At 54.1% G+C, this 17,984-nt stretch carries 17 protein-coding genes; 7 read left to right on the forward strand and 10 right to left on the reverse strand.

The features are described 5' to 3' along the window. Positions 1-9: 9 nt before the first annotated feature. Positions 10-1,113: a sugar phosphate nucleotidyltransferase gene (locus KI614_RS09680; protein ID WP_203466889.1), complete on the reverse strand. Its 1,104-nt coding sequence runs from the start codon at positions 1,111-1,113 to the stop codon at positions 10-12. Positions 1,114-1,186: 73 nt separating this feature from the next. After that, a complete protein-coding gene (locus KI614_RS09685) occupies positions 1,187-2,449 on the reverse strand; it encodes a transglycosylase SLT domain-containing protein (protein WP_226405149.1) in 1,263 nt (420 codons plus the stop codon). A 210-nt stretch (positions 2,450-2,659) separates the two neighbouring features. Between KI614_RS09685 and KI614_RS09690 the strand changes: the two genes are divergently transcribed. After that, positions 2,660-3,346: a transglutaminase-like cysteine peptidase gene (locus KI614_RS09690; RefSeq protein ID WP_226405151.1), complete on the forward strand. Its 687-nt coding sequence runs from the start codon at positions 2,660-2,662 to the stop codon at positions 3,344-3,346. A 41-nt stretch (positions 3,347-3,387) separates the two neighbouring features. Here KI614_RS09690 and KI614_RS09695 read toward each other — a convergent pair whose 3' ends face one another. From KI614_RS09695 to KI614_RS09730, 8 genes are all read right to left on the reverse strand, one after another. Next, the gene (locus KI614_RS09695; RefSeq protein ID WP_226405153.1) at positions 3,388-4,047 is read right to left on the reverse strand and encodes a hypothetical protein; all 660 of its coding nucleotides are present in this window, start codon (positions 4,045-4,047) and stop codon (positions 3,388-3,390) included. After that, a complete protein-coding gene (locus KI614_RS09700) occupies positions 4,044-4,763 on the reverse strand; it encodes a tyrosine-protein phosphatase (protein WP_226405156.1) in 720 nt (239 codons plus the stop codon). The genes KI614_RS09695 and KI614_RS09700 overlap by 4 nt, the downstream gene beginning before the upstream one ends. Before the next feature lie 54 nt (positions 4,764-4,817). After that, a complete protein-coding gene (locus KI614_RS09705; RefSeq protein ID WP_226405158.1) occupies positions 4,818-7,079 on the reverse strand; it encodes a GumC family protein in 2,262 nt (753 codons plus the stop codon). Positions 7,080-7,144: 65 nt separating this feature from the next. After that, positions 7,145-7,699 (reverse strand): polysaccharide biosynthesis/export family protein, encoded by a 555-nt coding sequence (locus KI614_RS09710; RefSeq protein WP_203469383.1) that lies wholly within the window; start codon positions 7,697-7,699, stop codon positions 7,145-7,147. Positions 7,700-7,744: 45 nt separating this feature from the next. Continuing rightward, the gene (locus tag KI614_RS09715) at positions 7,745-9,181 is read right to left on the reverse strand and encodes an outer membrane beta-barrel protein (protein WP_226405160.1); all 1,437 of its coding nucleotides are present in this window, start codon (positions 9,179-9,181) and stop codon (positions 7,745-7,747) included. 212 nt (positions 9,182-9,393) lie between these two features. Then, positions 9,394-9,864, reverse strand: a complete 471-nt coding sequence (locus KI614_RS09720) for a copper chaperone PCu(A)C (RefSeq protein WP_226405162.1) — start codon at positions 9,862-9,864, stop codon at positions 9,394-9,396. Positions 9,865-9,878: 14 nt separating this feature from the next. Next, positions 9,879-10,484, reverse strand: a complete 606-nt coding sequence (locus KI614_RS09725) for an SCO family protein (RefSeq protein WP_226405164.1) — start codon at positions 10,482-10,484, stop codon at positions 9,879-9,881. Beyond that, positions 10,484-10,954 (reverse strand): hypothetical protein, encoded by a 471-nt coding sequence (locus tag KI614_RS09730; RefSeq protein WP_226405167.1) that lies wholly within the window; start codon positions 10,952-10,954, stop codon positions 10,484-10,486. The genes KI614_RS09725 and KI614_RS09730 overlap by 1 nt, the downstream gene beginning before the upstream one ends. Positions 10,955-11,150: 196 nt before the next feature. Between KI614_RS09730 and nosZ the strand changes: the two genes are divergently transcribed. The 6 genes from nosZ (at position 11,151) to KI614_RS09760 (ending at position 17,984) form a co-directional block, all read left to right on the forward strand. Next, complete coding sequence (gene nosZ, locus KI614_RS09735) at positions 11,151-13,442, forward strand: Sec-dependent nitrous-oxide reductase (RefSeq protein ID WP_226405169.1); 2,292 nt, start codon at positions 11,151-11,153, stop codon at positions 13,440-13,442. 92 nt (positions 13,443-13,534) lie between these two features. Continuing rightward, positions 13,535-13,831: a c-type cytochrome gene (locus tag KI614_RS09740; protein WP_226405171.1), complete on the forward strand. Its 297-nt coding sequence runs from the start codon at positions 13,535-13,537 to the stop codon at positions 13,829-13,831. A gap of 110 nt (positions 13,832-13,941) precedes the next feature. Then, positions 13,942-14,709, forward strand: coding sequence for a c-type cytochrome (locus KI614_RS09745; protein ID WP_226405173.1), 768 nt, complete (start codon positions 13,942-13,944; stop codon positions 14,707-14,709). Positions 14,710-14,807: 98 nt separating this feature from the next. Beyond that, positions 14,808-15,782 (forward strand): hypothetical protein, encoded by a 975-nt coding sequence (locus KI614_RS09750; RefSeq protein WP_226405175.1) that lies wholly within the window; start codon positions 14,808-14,810, stop codon positions 15,780-15,782. Positions 15,783-15,789: 7 nt separating this feature from the next. Continuing rightward, positions 15,790-17,136 carry a nitrous oxide reductase family maturation protein NosD gene (gene nosD, locus KI614_RS09755; protein ID WP_226405177.1) on the forward strand — a complete coding sequence of 449 codons (1,347 nt, stop codon included), beginning with the start codon at positions 15,790-15,792 and terminating at the stop codon, positions 17,134-17,136. After that, positions 17,133-17,984, forward strand: coding sequence for a 4Fe-4S dicluster domain-containing protein (locus tag KI614_RS09760; protein WP_226405179.1), 852 nt, complete (start codon positions 17,133-17,135; stop codon positions 17,982-17,984). Before nosD ends, KI614_RS09760 begins: the two co-directional genes overlap by 4 nt.

Consider the following 17,984-nt stretch of genomic DNA (forward strand, 5'->3'; position numbering starts at 1 on the left):
CCGGCTGACTCAGCCGCGCGAATCTCCCCAGCGCAGCGGAAACCGGTCATCCCCGACATAGGTCGCATGACCGCTGCGGTCGACGCAGTAGCGAGGCGAAACAATCATCTCGGTGAAATTCATGTTTTCGCCGATACGCGTGTATTCGAACAACACGCTGCGAACCACTTTTGATCCGGCACGCAGATGGCTGCCGTGGCCGATCCAGCTCGGTCCGATGATCGAGCAACCAGGCTCGATACGGACGCTGGAGCCGATGTACACCGGCCCGACAATTTTGACGCTACCCCAGCTGATGCTGGTATTCAGCCCGACCCAGACACCCGGCTCGATCTGGCGGCCCGGCATGCGCATTTCGGCCACTTCGCCACTCAGCACTTTTTGCAGGACAGACCAGTAGTCGGTAACGCGACCAATATCGATCCAGTTGAAAAAGCGGTTCTGGGCGTAGAACGGCAGATCGCGTTCAACCAGCATGGGAAACAGCTGGCTACCGATGTCGAATTCGCCACCGGCCGGAATGAGGTCGATCGCTTCCGGTTCGAAAATGTAAATACCGGTACTGGCAAGGGTCGACCGCGCCTCTTCAGGTTTTGGCTTTTCCTGGAAAGAACGGATGCGACCATCATCATCGGCCACAACAATGCCGTAGTTCTGGACCTGGTCGCTTGGAACATCAAGCGTCACCACGCTGGCAATCGCGCCTTCCTTCTTGTGCTCGGCCAAGGCAGCGCCAATATCGAGATCGATGATGGCATCTCCACAGATAACCAGCGTTGTTTCGTCAAAAAACCCGCTGAAATCCTGAATCCGGCGCATGCCCCCCGCAGAACCCAGCGGCTTGGGCAGGATATCGCCATGCTCATAAATACCTTCGTAGGCATAACCGATATTGACGCCCCAACGATGACCATCACCGAAATACTCCTCGATCTTGCGATGGTTGTAGGCAACATTGATCATGATGTCGGTAATACCGTGCCGGGCCAGATGTTCGATCAGGTATTCCATCACCGGCTTGCCGAGAATGGGAATCATCGGCTTGGGCAAATCCTTGGTCAAAGGCCGAACGCGAGTCCCCTGACCGGCCGCGAGAATCATTCCTTTTGCCATCACATCTCCCTGATATATTTGATTTATTGAATGCGCAGGATTGCTTCGCTACGCCAAAAATGAGAATGAAAGATCATTTGGCAGCCTTGGCATCGTTTGCCGGCAAACCCGGCGCCTTCGTTGTCAAAACTGATCGCTGAGCAAGCTGCAACTCGATGTCAGCGGCAATTTCATGGCTCCGCAAAGGCAAAAGCAGGGTTGAACCAACCGCGTAATAGTGGCCCTCCGGCAATGGATTGGCCTGCGCGATCAACCTCACCGGTACATTATTGCGACGCGCCAGCTCACCTTGGGTGGTCGGCCGCGTGACACGAACGGCACGCCACGACACCCAGGGGCCGGGGTGATTTCCCATGTTGATCACCAGTTGCAGCGCAGCATCGTGTGGCAGCAGCAACTGGGTATGACTGCGCCCCACAATGATCGGCGCGTTGAGTGACGGATTGAGCGCGATGAACTTGGCTAGCGGAAGCCCCGCAAGACGCGCCACAAGGCTGACATCAATGTCACGATGCATTTCAACCACGGTGTGACGAGTCGCATTTTCAATCGGTGGCAGGGTTATCTTGTAGAAAGCCGGATCGGCAATGACCTTTTTCAAGGCAAAAATACGAGGCACATAGTTACGGGTTTCTTCCGGCAACTTTGCGGCAAGATCGTTGAAATTCGGCTTTTTGATGCCGCGAGCCTTGGCACGGTCGACCTCCGCCTGAATGCGTTTTTCACCACAGTTGTAGGCTGCCATGGCCAATGGCCAGCTATCAAACATGCCATGCAGCATGCTGAGGTAATCCAGTGCGGCACGAGTCGAGGTAATCAGCGAACGTCTTTCATCCTGGAAGCGGTCAATGTTCAACTCGTAGGTACGCGCTGTCTTTTCGATGAACTGCCACGCTCCGTGCGCCTCGGCATGTGACTGGGCCTCCAGTGTGTAACCTGACTCAACGAAAGGAACCAGCACAAGCTCCATCGGCAACTTTCGGCGCTCGACCTCATCGACCACATAAAACAAGAGGTTGGCAGCTCGTTGCGAGGTATGGTCAAGAAATTTGTCGGCGGCAAATTTGCGCGCGACACGGATAACCTGAGGGTCTTTCTCCAGATCATCAACCTTGAATCCATGCCTGATGCGATCCCACAAATCATGGTAATGGACAGCGGGCGAAGGTGCGTGCGCGAGTATCTCGTGCAGTGGGCCAGGTTCGACTTCAATGGCCTCAGGCTCCAACTGAACAACTTCGGGCTGGATTTCCTCATAAGGGGCATCAAATACCGACGCACAGCCGCCGAGCGTGAGTATGAGCAGAGCCAGAGCAAGGGGATGGCGAAGGTTCAAACCGTTATCCTGATTGAAACAGATGCCGAAAATTGGTTTCGGCAAAGCGGGGCATTCTCCCCTCAGTCCGGCAGATTTGAAATAAGACATTAGTCATATTCCGAATCTCACGCAGACGTCCGCAGCCAATTTCGAACCTGATGGATGTCTGCCCGCCATTCTGCATGTGCCTGTAGAATGGGGAGCTTGCGACGTTAGCTGTTTTTCCGGATGCTTTTTTCAAAGCGAAATTTTCGATTTCTTGCTGCGCTTGCCCTTGTTGCTGCCACTCTGCCGGTGGTGGCTGGGCTCGTCGATTTTTCGGATAACCTGCTCAACTATGTCGCTCGCCAGTTTTCACCGGAGGCGCCGAAACGGCTGCTCATCTGGAAACGTCTCTTGACCGACATGAAATCCGCCGAAGCAACAGGCGCGCGCCAGAGTGACCCCAGAGCCGAAACGCTGACTCTCCGCAAGACCAATGAATTCATGAACCAGGTGCCTTATATCAACGATAGCGCGCACTGGGGGAAAGAGGACTACTGGGCCACACCGGTTGAAATGCTTAGCTCTTTCGGGGGGGATTGCGAAGATTATTCTATTGCCAAATATTTGTCGCTGAAGGAGCTCGGCATACCCATCGAGCGCCTGCGCATCAGTTATGTCAAGGCAACCAGTGTTGGCGAATCCCATATGGTCCTGGCTTACTACCCTCGCCCGGATGCCGACCCGCTAATTCTCGACAATCTGGTCAAAGAGGTAAAACCAGCCTCACAGCGCCCTGACCTTGAACCTGTTTACAGCTTCAACGATGACGATATATGGCTGCCCTCAGGAGCTACCCGCAAAGGTGGTGCGTCTCAGGTACGCCTATGGCGTGAATTGCTCGAGAAACTCGCCAAGGAACAGCGGCTTTAAGAGAGAAAGACCAAGGGCTATGCGCTGTCTTGCCCTGGTGGTCAGTGCTTGAGCAGCGCAGCTTTGTCAAAGCGCTTGGCAATTGCAAGCAAGTCACCCTTGGAGTGCGGCCGGGCATTATCAATCATGTCGATCAATTTAGCCTGGCGCGCGGTGCCCGCCTCTCGCCAACGAGCAAAACCTATTTCAGCCAACGTGCGTTGTACGCCAGCTTCCCTATTGCCATATTGCCAGGCACGTTCCCATGCCTGCCATAAGGCCTCGTCTTGCCCCCCTTGCAAATGCAGGGCCAGAGACAAGTTAACCCATGCATAAGGTGACATCGGTCGATTCACAACGGCCTGCCTGAAATAACTTACCGAATCGGCCAGCATGGCTTGCTCAAGCTCTGGAATGGCCCGGGAACTTGTCGCACGCAAACCGTAAAGATAACCAAGATATTCATGCAGCTGCGGATCACTCGGCGTCCAGTGCAACGCTGCGACCAGATCATTGCGCGCTGTCCCCCATTCGATCACTTTGGGCAAAGGTGATTTCCCACTTTGCCATTGGGTAATCTGCCAGCGAGACTGCATGGATACAGCATCAGCCAGCGCAGCACGCAGACCAAAATACAGCGAGGCACTGCTGGCAACAAGCAGCAGCCCAATCAGCGCCTGAGCACCGATACCGAGCGAAGCCTCATTCGGCGCATCGTTCATTCCAGACCCAAAATCCGTGCAGGACGATCCCTGACCATTTGCCAGGCCATCTTTTCACCGACCAATTCCGCAACAGCATCTCTGCCCTCGCCCAAAATGGGAGGACGATGATCGATATTGTGCGCATCACTGGCAATAACGTGAGCCCATTCATTCTGAATCAGCGTCACGGCTGTTTTGCGCGAAGTTTCGCCAAAACGCCCGGCAATAGAACCTGCCGTGATCTGCAGCCAGCATCCACTGTCCACAAAAGGATGAATTTTTTCAGGTTGTGCCATGACTGCCTTGTTCCGCTCAGGATGGGCAATCAATGGACGAATCTTGAGTTGCAGCAGTTTGTCGACAAATTGCTGGCTCCCGACCGGAATAATTTGGTGTGGGAACTCAAGAAGCATGATGCGATAACCGTCGACGGTTCCCAGAAAAGGGATCTCGCCATCCAGAATCAATTCCAGTGACTCGACACTCAGACGAACCTCACCACCAAGGCGAATTTCAAGCGGGATGCCGTGTTCTTTCAGCTCTGACTGGAATGCTTCAACCCGGCTCTCAAGCCCGGAACGTACATTACTGTAACGGCCGGGGTGGATGTGTGGCGTCATGACAGCAACCCGGATACCGTCGTCGACAGCCACCCTGGCCAGAGCAAGCGACTCATCCAGCGTGGCAGCACCGTCATCGACGCTGTAGAGCAAATGAGAGTGTAGATCGATCATGCTTTTCCCCTGCTCCTTCAGTTCAGCTACGCTATGCACCACCTGTTGCAACGATCAGGTGTTTGCATCATCGCCATAGACTGTGCCGTAGCCACCTTGATAGCCTTTGGTGCCGTAGCCATATTTACCGTAGCCAGAATATTCGCCGTAATACTTCTCTGCGTGGGCGAAATCCAGTTTATTCAGCACGACACCCAGTATCTGACCATCGGCACGACGCAGGCGCTGTAGCCCCTTGCGAGCAAGCTGATACGGCGTATCGAGTGCCTTGACCACATAAATGACACCGGTAGTCAGGGCGCTGATCACCAACGCGTCGCTGACTAGTTCGACCGGCGGAGAGTCGATGATAATGATGTCAAAGGTTTCCGAGAGTTGCGCCAAGGTATCCTTGAACTTCTGGGAAAGCAGCAGTTCAAGCGGATTTGGCGGAATGGTCCCGGATGGCAGGATCATCAGGTTGGAACCTTCAACAGCCTGCAAGCATTCCTCCAAGGTTGCCGTTCCTGACACCAGATTCGACAAGCCTTTGGAGCCTTTACCCAGATCAAGCCCCTTGGAAACAGCGGGGCGACGCATGTCCGAATCGATCAGCAGGGTCTTTTTGGTATGGGCATGAGCCATTGCCAGATTAATCGAAAATGTGGTCTTGCCCTCACCCGGCAGACTGGAAGTAACAAGCAGAATACGCTTGTCAAGATCGATGGCAGAGAGCAGCACCCCGGTCCGCGCTGTACGGATCGCTTCGGAATAAAGCGATTTTGGCTGATCCAGGAAAAGACGCGCGGTCGACGTCCGTTCAACCTCGGATTTGTCGAGCAGCGGTAAAGTCGTCAGCAACGGGTGCTTGAGCTTGGTTTCAATATCTTCAGTCGTCTTCAAGGTGTTATCGAGACGATCAAGCAACAAGGAAGACAGGACGCCAATAAACAGACCAAGGACAAAAGCAATCAGAATGATTTGAACTTTTTGCGGTTTGACGGGTTTATTCGGCACCACAGCAGGATCAACGACACGTGCAACTGCAGATTGCAAATCGCCCGCTACATTGGTTTCCTTGGCACGCTTCATGAACATGTCATACATCTGGCGATTTGACTCGACTTCGCGGTCAAGCACGCCCAATTCGAATTCCTTGCGGTTGATTGTTTGGACCGAGCCACGCGCCGAGGCCATGATGCCCTCAAGCGCACGCTCCGTACCGCGAGCCGCCTCGTATTCGCGAGTCACACTCGACACGACCATGTCGACCTGCCGCTTGACATTGTCACGAGCAGCCTTTAACTCGCCTTCACCCTGCAGATACTTTGGATGCTCCGTACCGTAACGCTGAGCAATTTCAGAAAGACGGCGCTCTGCTTCACCTTCCTGCTTCTTTGCCTCACCCACAATGGTATTTTTGATTACCGCAGGCAATGAACTTAGATCTGCGCCTTTAGGTGCATTTTTGATCTGGTTGTAAGCATTTTCAGCCTCGGCACGCTTCATCCGTGTTTCGACGAGACGCTGGGTAACTTCTTCAATCTGTTTGCCAGCACCACTTTGCGCAGCATTCTTGACGTCGACAATGCCTTCTTTTTCACGGAAAGTTTGCAGCGCACGTTCAGATTCATCAAGCTTTGTCTTGAGAGATGACAAACGCTCCTGCAGCCAGCTGCTCGCCTGCTTCGTTACCTTGTAGCGGGCATCAAGATCATTCTCGATGTACACATCGGCAACGGCATTCGCTACCAAAGCAGACAACTCTGCATCTTTGGACTCAAAGCTGATTTTGGCAAGTTGGCTCAAACGAATTGGCTCAATCGTCAATCGCTTGGAAAAGCCAGTATAAATCGCCTCTGCCAAGGCAAGCTCAGTCCATTCCTTCTTTTCCAGGTCGTCGGTAAATCCCGTACTGGCCAATATCGAACCTACCCAGGACTTTGACTTCTCACGAGGATCAAACTCCTCACGCTCCCAAAGCTTGGTCTTGATAATTGCTTTAACAGCAACTTCACGCGATTTGATGATTTCGACCTGGGTCTGGAAATACTCACGATTCTGGGATATGCCGGAGTAAACGTCTTCAATCGACAGAACCTTCGATTTATTGGCTTCGATCAAAACCGTTACCGTTGCCCGATAAACAGGAGTCATCACGAAGACCACAACTGCTGCCAACAAAGCTACGGCCAAACCAAAAGCAACAATCGCCACTTTTCGCTTGGTGATACTGCGCCAGTATTCAACGATATCGAGCTTATCGGCGTTATCGGCAGGATCATGCAGAAAAATCTGCTTGTGCTTATTGTGGTCTTGAGTGAGTTCAGTCGACATTCAGTTCAGCCTGATTGCGTGCCCGAAGGCACGCCTGCATTTAAATAACGGGAAAAGAAAAAAGCTTAGAAAAAGCTTTCATCGACAGTGACAATGTCACCGGGCATCACAAAGGTATTCAACTCTGCCTTTTGCGAGCGCTGGGATGCATCACCATCCCGAATGATTGAAATCTTGTTGACCGAAGCACGTTCCTTGAACCCCCCAGCCAGCGATGCTGCCTTGCGAACAGTCAGGCCTGGCTGGTACGGATAGCCACCAGGCTTATCAACCATGCCGTTGATGTAAAACGGACGATACTCTTCAATCTGGACAGAAACCTTCGGATTTACCAGGTAGCGCCCCTTCAGGCCGCTGGTCACAATTCGCTCTAGGTCGCCGGTTGTCAATCCCAGAACCTTGACTTCACCCAGCGCAGGATAGGAAACAGACCCGGCATCAGTGAGCCGGATCTTTTCCTTGCTGAGGTCATCTTCGCCGAGGACACGAATGGTAATTACGTCTCCTGCCGCCAAGCGATAAGTGGACAGCCCCGTCGCAGGAGCTGCACGATCATTACCGGAAAGCGATGGAACATCAGACTGGGCGTAAGCCAAAGATACAGACAACACCCAAACCATCAATAGCCGAAGAAAACCCACAACAAAACCTCGCTTAGACAAAACTTAGAGAACGACTTCAAGGGTTGCCATCATGACGTCGCGCTTGAAGTCATAGGTATCCTGGTTGGAATTCCGGTCCGTGCGATTCCAGTCTAGGCCAACCCGTGCGCGGTAACCCACTTCGTGGAAGAAGCCCAGACCATAGTTACGCGTACTATCTTCACGAGCGTCACCGGAATACTGGCTTTTCAACAGCCCCAGATTGGCACGGGAAGAGATGTAGCTGGCCCACTTGTGATTCCATACCAACGTCGTACCACTATTGATCACGTAGTTGCCGATGCCGGTCGAATCTGCTGGGGCGCGCGAACTTTGCAGATCAAACTGCGAATAAGTCAGTGGCGACCAACGCAAGCCACCTTCCCAGCTACCCATCGTGGCGTCCTTGCGCGAACCATCATCAAAATTCTTGTGCGCCTGACCCACCTTGATCGTACCCGTAGTTTTCGCGGTGGCTTCCCAAGTCAAGCCTGCATACAGGCGAGTATCGGTATTATCCGAAGTAGAAAGCGGGGAAACGTAGTTAGCCCAGGTGTTGCGAGCTTCGAACACCAGAGAGGTCCGGGGCATGAAACGATAGAAGAAGCGACCGGACACCGTGGTCAAGTCAACATCGGACTGGACCGTGGTATTGCGATTATTGTCATAACGCTTGCGCATGAAGGAGGTTTCGCCTTCGATGCGACCGACGGCACCTTGAGCACCATAAATCCCCAAGGCACGAACCACTGGAGCATGCCAGCGATCGGGCTCCTGCGAGCTGGCACGGTCAGTTGAGCCGCGCGGGTCGGTCTTGTCCAGATAGCCTACACCCCAGCCAAGGCGCACTCGGCTGGTGAAATAATTGTCGCCAGCCGCCCAGAATTCATGGTGGTTAAAATCGTCAGAGGCAGCGTTTGCGTAATGAGCATAGTTGCCAAGGTAGCTCAGTGTGTAGCGGTCACCATGGGTTTTAAGCTCAGTAACCAGTTCAGGACGTAGCACCACGAACTCGGAGGACTTCTGGTTGGTATTGGTCCCCAACACATTGTTGTTACGGCCAAAACCAATCATTGCCGCAGGATAAATGAAGACGCCATTATCGAAACGAATCGGACGCCCCTTCGCAGGCGAGGTCATGATTGCATTTTCCTGCGCGGGAGTACGACCGCCCGCCACACCGGAACCACCGAGCTCATACCCTGTCGTCACCGACTGCTGGCCAATGCTGCTACCTGTATCTGCTCCGCCAAAGAAAAGACCGCCGGCAGCGCCACTGCTCCAGGTTGTTGCTCCTTCGCCAGCCTCTACCGTTGATTTTGCCTTTGCGGCATCTGCTGCTTGAGCACCTTCATCAGCGGCATATGCAGAGCTGGACAACAGCCCCAGCGCCAGAATTAGCGTAATGGCGGATCGCGTTTCACGATTAGACAAAATAACTCTCCCGAACAGAATAGGCATTCAACAGTCCACGGCGGAGCGTAGACAAACTTCTTGAATTCTAACACTGACGGCATGCGTTTTGTATAAAGTTGTAAATCGACCACCACTTATTGTGCACTTGCAACAAAAATCAAACGCAAGCAAAGAAACTGACACGAGGGGCTCCAGCACAAAAAGAGCCCCTCATAAAAACAAGGGATTGCTGCGGTCAACAAAACCCCAAGGCTGTTTTAGTGCTTGTGATTCATGTGATCCATAGACGCAGGCGCCACGGTCGGCCTAACAACCTTGGCATCGACCACCTTACTGCTCCCATCGTCAAAACTCAGGGTAATCGGGACCACATCCCCCTCTTTCATTGGCGCTTTGAGATCAATCAACATGATGTGCAAACTTCCCGGCTTGAGCACAGCTTCGGATTTCGACTTGATTTCGATCGCTGACACCGGACGCATTTTCATCACACCCGCCTCGTTGAGATGGGTGTGCAATTCGGTAACCTTGGAAGCCGAGTTATCTGCCTTAAGGACCTTGACGTCCTTTTCGCCATTATTCTTGATCACCATAAAGGCGCCAGTTGCCGGCGCATTGGGCGGCGCCAAACGAACATAGGCATCCTGAACCGATACGGCATCGGCAGCACCGGCAAACACGCCGGCGGAAAACATCAGGCCGGCGGCCAGCAGGGACAGGTGTTTCATGAGCAACTTCTCCTTCAGGGTTTCTGGTTCAAATATTTACGAATTGCCACAACCACCTGGTCGGGGGGCGTGGCATGAGCAATCTTGCCAAGCAGGGCACCATCTGTGCCGACCACATAAGTATCCGATGTGTGATCGACGACATAACCCCCGCCTGCAGTTTCAACTTTCTGGCGCGCATAAAAAACACCATAGCGCTTGGCTATTTCAGCAAGATTTTGCGATGCCCCCGTTACGCCAATGATTTGTGGATGGAAAAATTCTGCATACTCCTTGAGACGTGACGGCGTGTCGCGCTCCGGGTCGACAGACACAAAAAGCATGGCCACTCGCGCCAACTCATCCGGAGCCAGTTGCTTCAATCCTTCTGAAGTGGCACTCAAGGATGTCGGGCAGATATCCGGACAATAGGTGTATCCAAAATAAAGTAGAACCAGCTTGCCACGAAAATCCTGGAGCGACACAGGACCAGAGGCAGAGTCCAGCGTGAAATCCCCCCCCGCCACTGTCGCAGCTTTTGGCAATTGACGGTCAGGCAATTCAGGATGCCAAAACAAGGCGAGTCCAAGCACCAGCGCAGCAAGGAGACCGGCAATCCCCAGAAGAATACGTTCTGACATTACTCATGAGCTCCGGCAGAAAAACGATATGGAATGGCAATCCGTTCAGCACCGGTTTCAACAAGTACGGTCACCTGCCAGTCCATCAAACCAGTAATGCAAACCGGCAAACTGACTTCGGCTGCATATTGCCCCGGAGCGCGCAACCCAAGTTCAGGGCGATTCAGCCCCATATTCATGTCGACACCAGCAAAATCAACTTCCACCTTGCCCGGTGTAAAGCCACTTGTTGCGACCCGGATTTCAAATGGCCTGACCATTGGAATCGGCAAAACACTGCTGGACAATTCAATACGCCCACCTGACGGCAACTCAACGGCGCACGATTCGCGCTGGAGGTTACACGCAGGATCAGGCCGAACAGTTACATCCGCCTTGGGTAAAAGTATTGGTGAGAGTTTGTAGCCGACCACCACAACCAGCGCAATCAGCAAGATGCCGATCGTATCTATCAGTATTTTTTTATTCACGCGATGAGCTCTTGAGCACGCCAAACAGGGGTTTCCCGCATTTTCCCTGAAGAAGTGCCAATGGAATTAACAAACATCAATTTTTTCACACTCTACGAGGAATACAGTGTGCGACAAATTGCCGCAGCGACGATTTGCCGCATGCAGCAATCGGGGAACAGAAGTACAACTTCTTGTATCAATGGGAGATTTTCAAATGAATAAATTTGCAGTCAAATCCTCCGTGCTGCTTCTTGCAGCGGGGATCGGTTTCGGTGCCGCCTCATCCTGGGCCGCCGAGTCGCTGCAGGACGTGATGAAGCGTCGCGGTCTGAGCCAGCAGGATCTGCTGGCTGCGTCCAAGACCTATGTCCCGACCGGCAAGCGCGATGAATTCGTGGTTTTTGCATCTGGCGGCCAGTCTGGCCAGATCATTGTGTATGGCATTCCGTCCATGCGCATCCTGAAATACATCGGTGTTTTCACCCCGGAACCATGGCAGGGCTACGGCTTCGATGAAAACTCGAAGGCAGTGCTGCGTCAGGGCAATATCGACGGCAAGGAAATCAACTGGGGCGATACGCACCACCCGGCCATTTCCGAAACCCAGGGTAAATACGACGGTCAGTTCCTGTTCATCAACGACAAGGCCAATCCGCGCCTCGCCGTGATCGACCTGCGTGACTTCGAAACCAAGCAGATCGTGGTCAACCCGATCTACAAGTCGGAGCACGGTGGCGCTTTCGTCACCCCGAATACCGAATACGTTATCGAAGCAGCCCAGTATGCAACGCCGCTCGAAAACAAGAAGTTCTACCCGCTTGAAGAGTTCAACGAAAAGTATCGTGGTGGCGTGACCTACTGGAAGTTCGACCGTAAGGAAGGCCGCCTCGACCCGAAGCAGTCCTTCTCCCTCGAACTGCCGCCGTACTCCCAGGATTTGTCCGATGCTGGCAAAGGTCCGTCTGATGGCTGGTCCTTCACCAACTCTTTCTGTTCCGAGCGTTACGTTGGCGGCATTGAAAAAGGCCGTCCGCCGTATGAAGCTGGTTGCTCCGCCAAGGACACCGACTATCTGCACGTGATCAACTGGAAGAAGGCTGCTGAACTGGTTGCCGCCGGCAAAGCCAAGAAGATCAACGGCCACAACGTACTGCCGATGGATGTGTCGATCAAAGAAGGCATCCTCTTCCTGGTTCCGGAACCGAAATCTCCGCACGGTGTGGACGTCACCCCGGACGGCAAGTTCCTGACTGTCGCAGGCAAGCTGGACACCCACGTTTCCGTCTATTCCTTCGAGAAGATTCAGGCCGCCATCAAGGCTGGCAAGTTCGAATCCAAGGATCCGTACGGCATTCCGGTCATTGGCATGAAGGACGCCCTGCACGCTCAGGTCCAACTCGGCCTCGGCCCCTTGCACACCCAGTATGACTCCAAGCCGTGTATTGCCTACACCTCGCTCTATGTTGACTCGCAAGTCGTCAAATGGAACCACTGCGAAGGCAAGGTACTGGACAAGATTTCCGTCCATTACAACATTGGCCACCTGATGACCATGGAAGGCGACTCTGCCGATCCGAAGGGTCGTTACCTGGTTGCGCTGAACAAGCTGGCCATCGACCGTTTCGTGCCGGTTGGTCCGCTGCATCCGCAGAACCATCAGCTGATCGACATTTCGAACGACAAGATGCAACTGTTGTACGACATGCCGCTGCCGCTGGGTGAGCCGCACTATGCAGTCGCCATCGATGCAACCAAGCTGAAACCAGGCGTCCGCTACAAGGTCGGCACCGATTCCCGTACCGACAAGCCGCACCCGGGCGCTGTCCGTGCAGGTGAAGAACGTACCGAGAAGAAGGGCAACAAGATCACTGTCTATGGCACGCTGATCCGTTCCCACATCACCCCGGAAACCATCGAAGCTGACGTTGGCGACGAAGTCACCATCCACCTGACCAACCTTGAACGCGCCCAGGACGAAACCCACGGTTTCACCGTGTCGACCATGAACGTTCATGCCTCAGTTGAACCGGGCAAGACAGTGACCGTCAAGTTCAAGGCTGACAAGGAAGGCGTCTATCCGTACTACTGCACGGAATTCTGCTCTGCCCTGCACCTTGAAATGCAAGGTTACCTGCTGGTCAAGCCGAAGGGCTGGAAGCCGACGAAGACCGAGATCGCCAAGGGCAGCTACACCGAAGCCGACTATAAGGCAACGGTCAAGAAGGTTGCTGACACCCAGGCTGTTATCGACTCTGTGGTTGGCTACATCACCAGCGTCAACTTCAAGGACTTCCCGGACGTGGTCAACATGGTCGATGATGCTACCGACCAGCTGAGCAAGATCAAGGAAGCCAAGGCGAAGCACGAAGCTGCTGCTGCCAAGAAGGATTGGGAACAAGCCAATCTGTGGGCTGAGCAAGTTTGGCAATACCAGGTCAAGGCAGCCGACATCGGTCTGCGCGCCAAGACCTACCTTGAGCAGAACGGTGCCAAGAAGGTCAAGTAAGCAATCTTGATCTGACTTAAGGCAATTTTCGGGGAGCGGAGTCAATCTGCTCCCCGTTTTACTTTAGAGAGGGAAAAACCATGAAATTTGTAATGACTCTGATCGCTGCCGCGGTCGTCGCATCTCCTGCTATCGCTGCCCTGGATGGCGCCGCCCTGTATAAGGACAAAACCTGCAACGCCTGCCACGGCCCGAAGGGTGACAAGCCGCTGATGCCAAGCTATCCCAAGGTTGCCGGCCAGAATGCTGCTTACATCGAAGCACAGATGAAGGACATCAAGAGCGGCGCCCGTAACAACGGCCAAACCGCTGCCATGAAGGGCGTCATGCACCTGGTTAATGACGAAGAGATCAAGGCAATCGCCGAGCATCTTTCGAAGCTGAAATGATCTGTTGAAGCCGGGCTTGCCCGGCTTCTGACCGATATCAAAGAATGCTGATATTCCCAGTGGGACAATGCATTCAGCGTTAAATACAATTGCCTTAAAAGGACACAAACATGAAAGCATCACTCCTTTTGATTGGCCTGCTCTCGGCAGGCGTTGCCATGGCCTCCCCGCCCGCCCCCAAACAGGAAGGCATCGAAGGCAAGGACTACAAGTGGAATGCCCAGGCTGGCGAAAAAGTTGAAGCACTGACCAAGAAGGGTGACAAGAAGCGCGGCGAAGAAGGTTATGAAACCTGCGGCGCCTGCCACCTCCCGTCTGGTGCTGGCCGTCCTGACGGCACTTTCCCGCAGTTGGCTGGCCAGCACACCACGGTTCTGATCAAGCAGATGGCTGACATCCGCGCCGGTCTGCGTGACAATCCGACGATGTACCCGTTTGCCGCCACTTTGACCGATGCGCAGGAACTGGCTGACGTTGCTGCCTACATCGAAGGCCTGTGCATCCCGATCGATCACGGCCACTACGACTCCAAACCCGGCGATGCCGGCAAGGACTGGAAGGCTCCGACGGATACGGAAAAGCGCCTGGCCGAAGGCAAGGCACTGTACGAGAAGGAATGTCTGGAATGCCACGGCAAGAACGGTGAAGGCGTCAAAGACAAGTTCTACCCTGTTATCGCTGGTCAGCACTACAAGTACCTGCTGCGCCAGATGACGGAAATCCGTGACGGCCATCGCCGCAACGCAAACCCGGACATGGTCAAGATCATCAAGAAGTACAGCAATGATCAACTGATCTCGATTTCCGCATACCAGTCAAGCCTGGTTATGCCGGGTAACATGTGCAAGCCGAAGGCTGGCGCAGCCAAAAAGAAGTAATTGTTTGACGGGAGGCAGCCTGCCGAACAGGCTGCCTCTTTTACCCAGGCATCAGAGAATGCTGCAATAACCACACACTGAGAACAGAGAGAAGCGTTATGGAAAAGCAGAATAAAATCGTTGGTGGTTTAACCCTGATCGCGCTAGTCGCGCTGATCGCCGCCTACTTTGCCCCCATCTGGTGGGTTTCACTGACAGCACCCAATTATCCGACCGATGCCTTCCCCGATGGCATCCGTATCCACTTCCATTTTGATGGCGTCTACAACGGCTGCAAGGCTGCGGGCAAAGGCACGCGCATGGCCAACGAGATTATCCAGAAGGATCTCTCGCACGAAGATGAACGCTACAACCCGATTACCGACGCCAAGAAAGACCTGAACAAGAATGCCGAAGGTCTTGATTGCGTTCATGAAATGAACACAATCAACCACTATGTCGGCATGTTCCCGATCGCCACCGGCGCGCCGGTCGAGAAGCCGCTGGCCAAGTTCTTCTTCGGTTTCTTTGCCGTCATGATGCTGGCTTTTGCACTGCCCAAGAAAAAACCCCGTCTGGCCGTGTTGACCGCAGGTTTCATTGCTGTCGCTGCATGGATGCTGATCGACCAGTTCGTCATGGGCCATCTGGAAACCCACGTTCAGGCCTACATGCAGGAAGCTGGTACTTTCTTCAAGGACATGGACCTGATCAACACGTGGGGCAGCAACGTCCGCAACATTTCCAAGCTGGTCATTTGCGGGCTGATTGCCGTGATGGTTGTGGTCATTATCGGCGTAAAACTGATCCGTCCTTTCCAGCTTCTTCTGGCACTGGTTCCGGCACTGCTGCCAATGTTCTTCGTGATTACCTATGCTGGCTGGTTGTGGTTCTTCGGACACAACATGCATCCGTGGGGCGCTTTCACCGTCAAGCCGTTCATGCCGACCGTTTTCGGTGAAGGCAAAGTCGCACAGTTCTCGACCTTCTCCTATCCTTACTGGGGTTACGGTCTGCTGGTTATTATCTTCATCAGCCTGATGCTGGCCCTGCTCATCCGTCGCAAGCAATTGCGCGAAGGCACTGCCGAGTAGTACCGGCATGCTGCGCTTCATTCGCGGCCCGCTGCTCACGCTTGGCGTTCTTGCCGGCGTGGGTGCTGCGGGCCTGGCCGCCTCTCAATCCCTGGAAGGCATGGGCAAGCCCAACCTGAGTGCCAACTGGGGTTCCTCATCAGAAAAAGCACTGCGCCCTTCGGCCCCCAATCGGACCGATATCCCCTGGTTTCAGACATTGGTCGACAACGCAGAAGCCGGTTCGGTACTCAAGCCGCCTCCCGGCATTTATGCCGGTCCCGTTCTAGTCGACAAGCCCCTGACCATCGATGGCGGCGATCAAGTCATCATCGATGCTGGCGGCAAAGGAACGGTCTTTGTCATTGATACCAAGGGAGCCACCTTGCGTGGCGTCAAGCTGCAGGGATCGGGCGACTCGCATGATAGCGACGACAGCTGCCTGAATGTGCGTGGCGATCACCATGTCGTGGAAGGGGTCGAAATCCGTGACTGCCTGTTTGGTATCGACCTCAAGCAAGCCAATCATAACGTCTTGCGCAACAACAAGATTTCATCCAAGCCCTTCGAGCTTGGCGTGCGCGGCGACGGCCTTCGCCTGTGGTACAGCAACCACAACCTGATCGAAAGTAATCAGGTGATCGATTCTCGCGACATGGTGGCCTGGTACTCGAACCACAACACCTACCGCAATAACATCGGCAAACGCAGTCGTTATTCGATCCACTTCATGTTTGCCAAGGATAGCGTCGTCGAAGGCAATTCGTTCTACGACAATGCGGTCGGCATCTACCTGATGTACACCGAGCGCATCCATCTGCGTGGCAACACCATTTCCCACGCAACCGGCGCCACAGGCATGGCTTTTGGTTTCAAGGAGTCGAGCGACTCCGACGTAGAAAATAATGAGGTGATCTACTGTGCGGTTGGTGTGGGTTCGGATCTGTCGCCTTTCGAACCGGACACCACCATTCGTTTCAAGAACAACCGGTTTGCCTTCAACGGTGTAGCCATTCGCTTTACCAGTGAACTGGGTGGCAACATCCTGACCGACAACATTTTCGAAGGCAATCTGACCGACGTTGTCCAGATGGGGCGCGGCGTGGCCGACAAGAACCAGTGGCGCGGCAACTATTTTGCCGACTATCAAGGCTTCGACCGCAACGGTGATGGCGTGGGTGACACCCCCCACGAACTGTACTCCTACGCCGACCAGATCTGGATCGAAACACCCGCTGCACAATTCTTCAAGACGTCACCGGTACTCGAACTGCTCGATTTTCTTGAGCGTCTGGCACCGTTCTCCTCGCCTGAACTGCAACTCAAGGACGATGCACCGCGCTTCGTCAAACCTGCAAGATCGGCAAAATCATGAGCGAAAACAAACCTGCACCGGCCAAAAAACCGGCCATGTCGATTGAAAAAGCACAGAAAGCCCGGCGTAAATTCCTGCATTCGGCCGGGTTGACCGGGGCAGTCATTGGCCTGTCACTGCTGGGCTACATACCGGTCACCAGTGCCAAGACGCCTCGTCTGCGTCCACCTGGCGCACTCAATGAATCGGACTTCCTCTCTTCCTGCATCAAATGCGGGCAATGCGTCCAAGTCTGCCCGGTACAAGCCATCAAGCTGGGCGATCTGAAAGACGGGTTTGGGGTCGGTGTGCCGCATATCGATGCCCGTGAGCAAGCCTGCGACTTTTCCTGTGATGCCGTCCAATGCATCCTGGCCTGCCCAACCGGATCGCTGACCTACAAGAAACCCGGCTTCCTGAACATTCGTGAAGGCGCCCTGCTCGCTGCTGCACCTATCCTGAAAGCCAAGGAAAAGGATGCCGAGCCGACGCTCAATCTCAAAGAACGGATCGGTGTTGCCCGCCTGGCCCGTCCGGAGTCCTGCCTTGCCGTCCAGGGTAAGGGTTTCAAGGGAGAAGCGCGCAGCGGATCGTTCAAGGGAAAAATGCGCTACATGGATGTCGACCGCTGGAAACCGATTCCAGTCCGCGAGCATCCTTACGATGTACCGCTGTGCGATCTCTGCGTACGCGAATGCCCGGTCAAGGACGCCATCGCGCTCAAACCGGTCAAAGGCGCTGATGGCGTCGAGCGCATGACACCGGTGGTCCTCGAACCTTGTGTTGGCTGCGGCGTCTGCGAAATGATCTGCCCTGCCGAACCTGCCGCCATCGTGATCGATGCCCAGGCCACCTGGAAGGAGGCCTGA

Origin of the sequence: Dechloromonas denitrificans (genome assembly GCF_020510665.1) — a bacterium.
Taxonomy (GTDB): domain Bacteria; phylum Pseudomonadota; class Gammaproteobacteria; order Burkholderiales; family Rhodocyclaceae; genus Azonexus; species Azonexus denitrificans_B.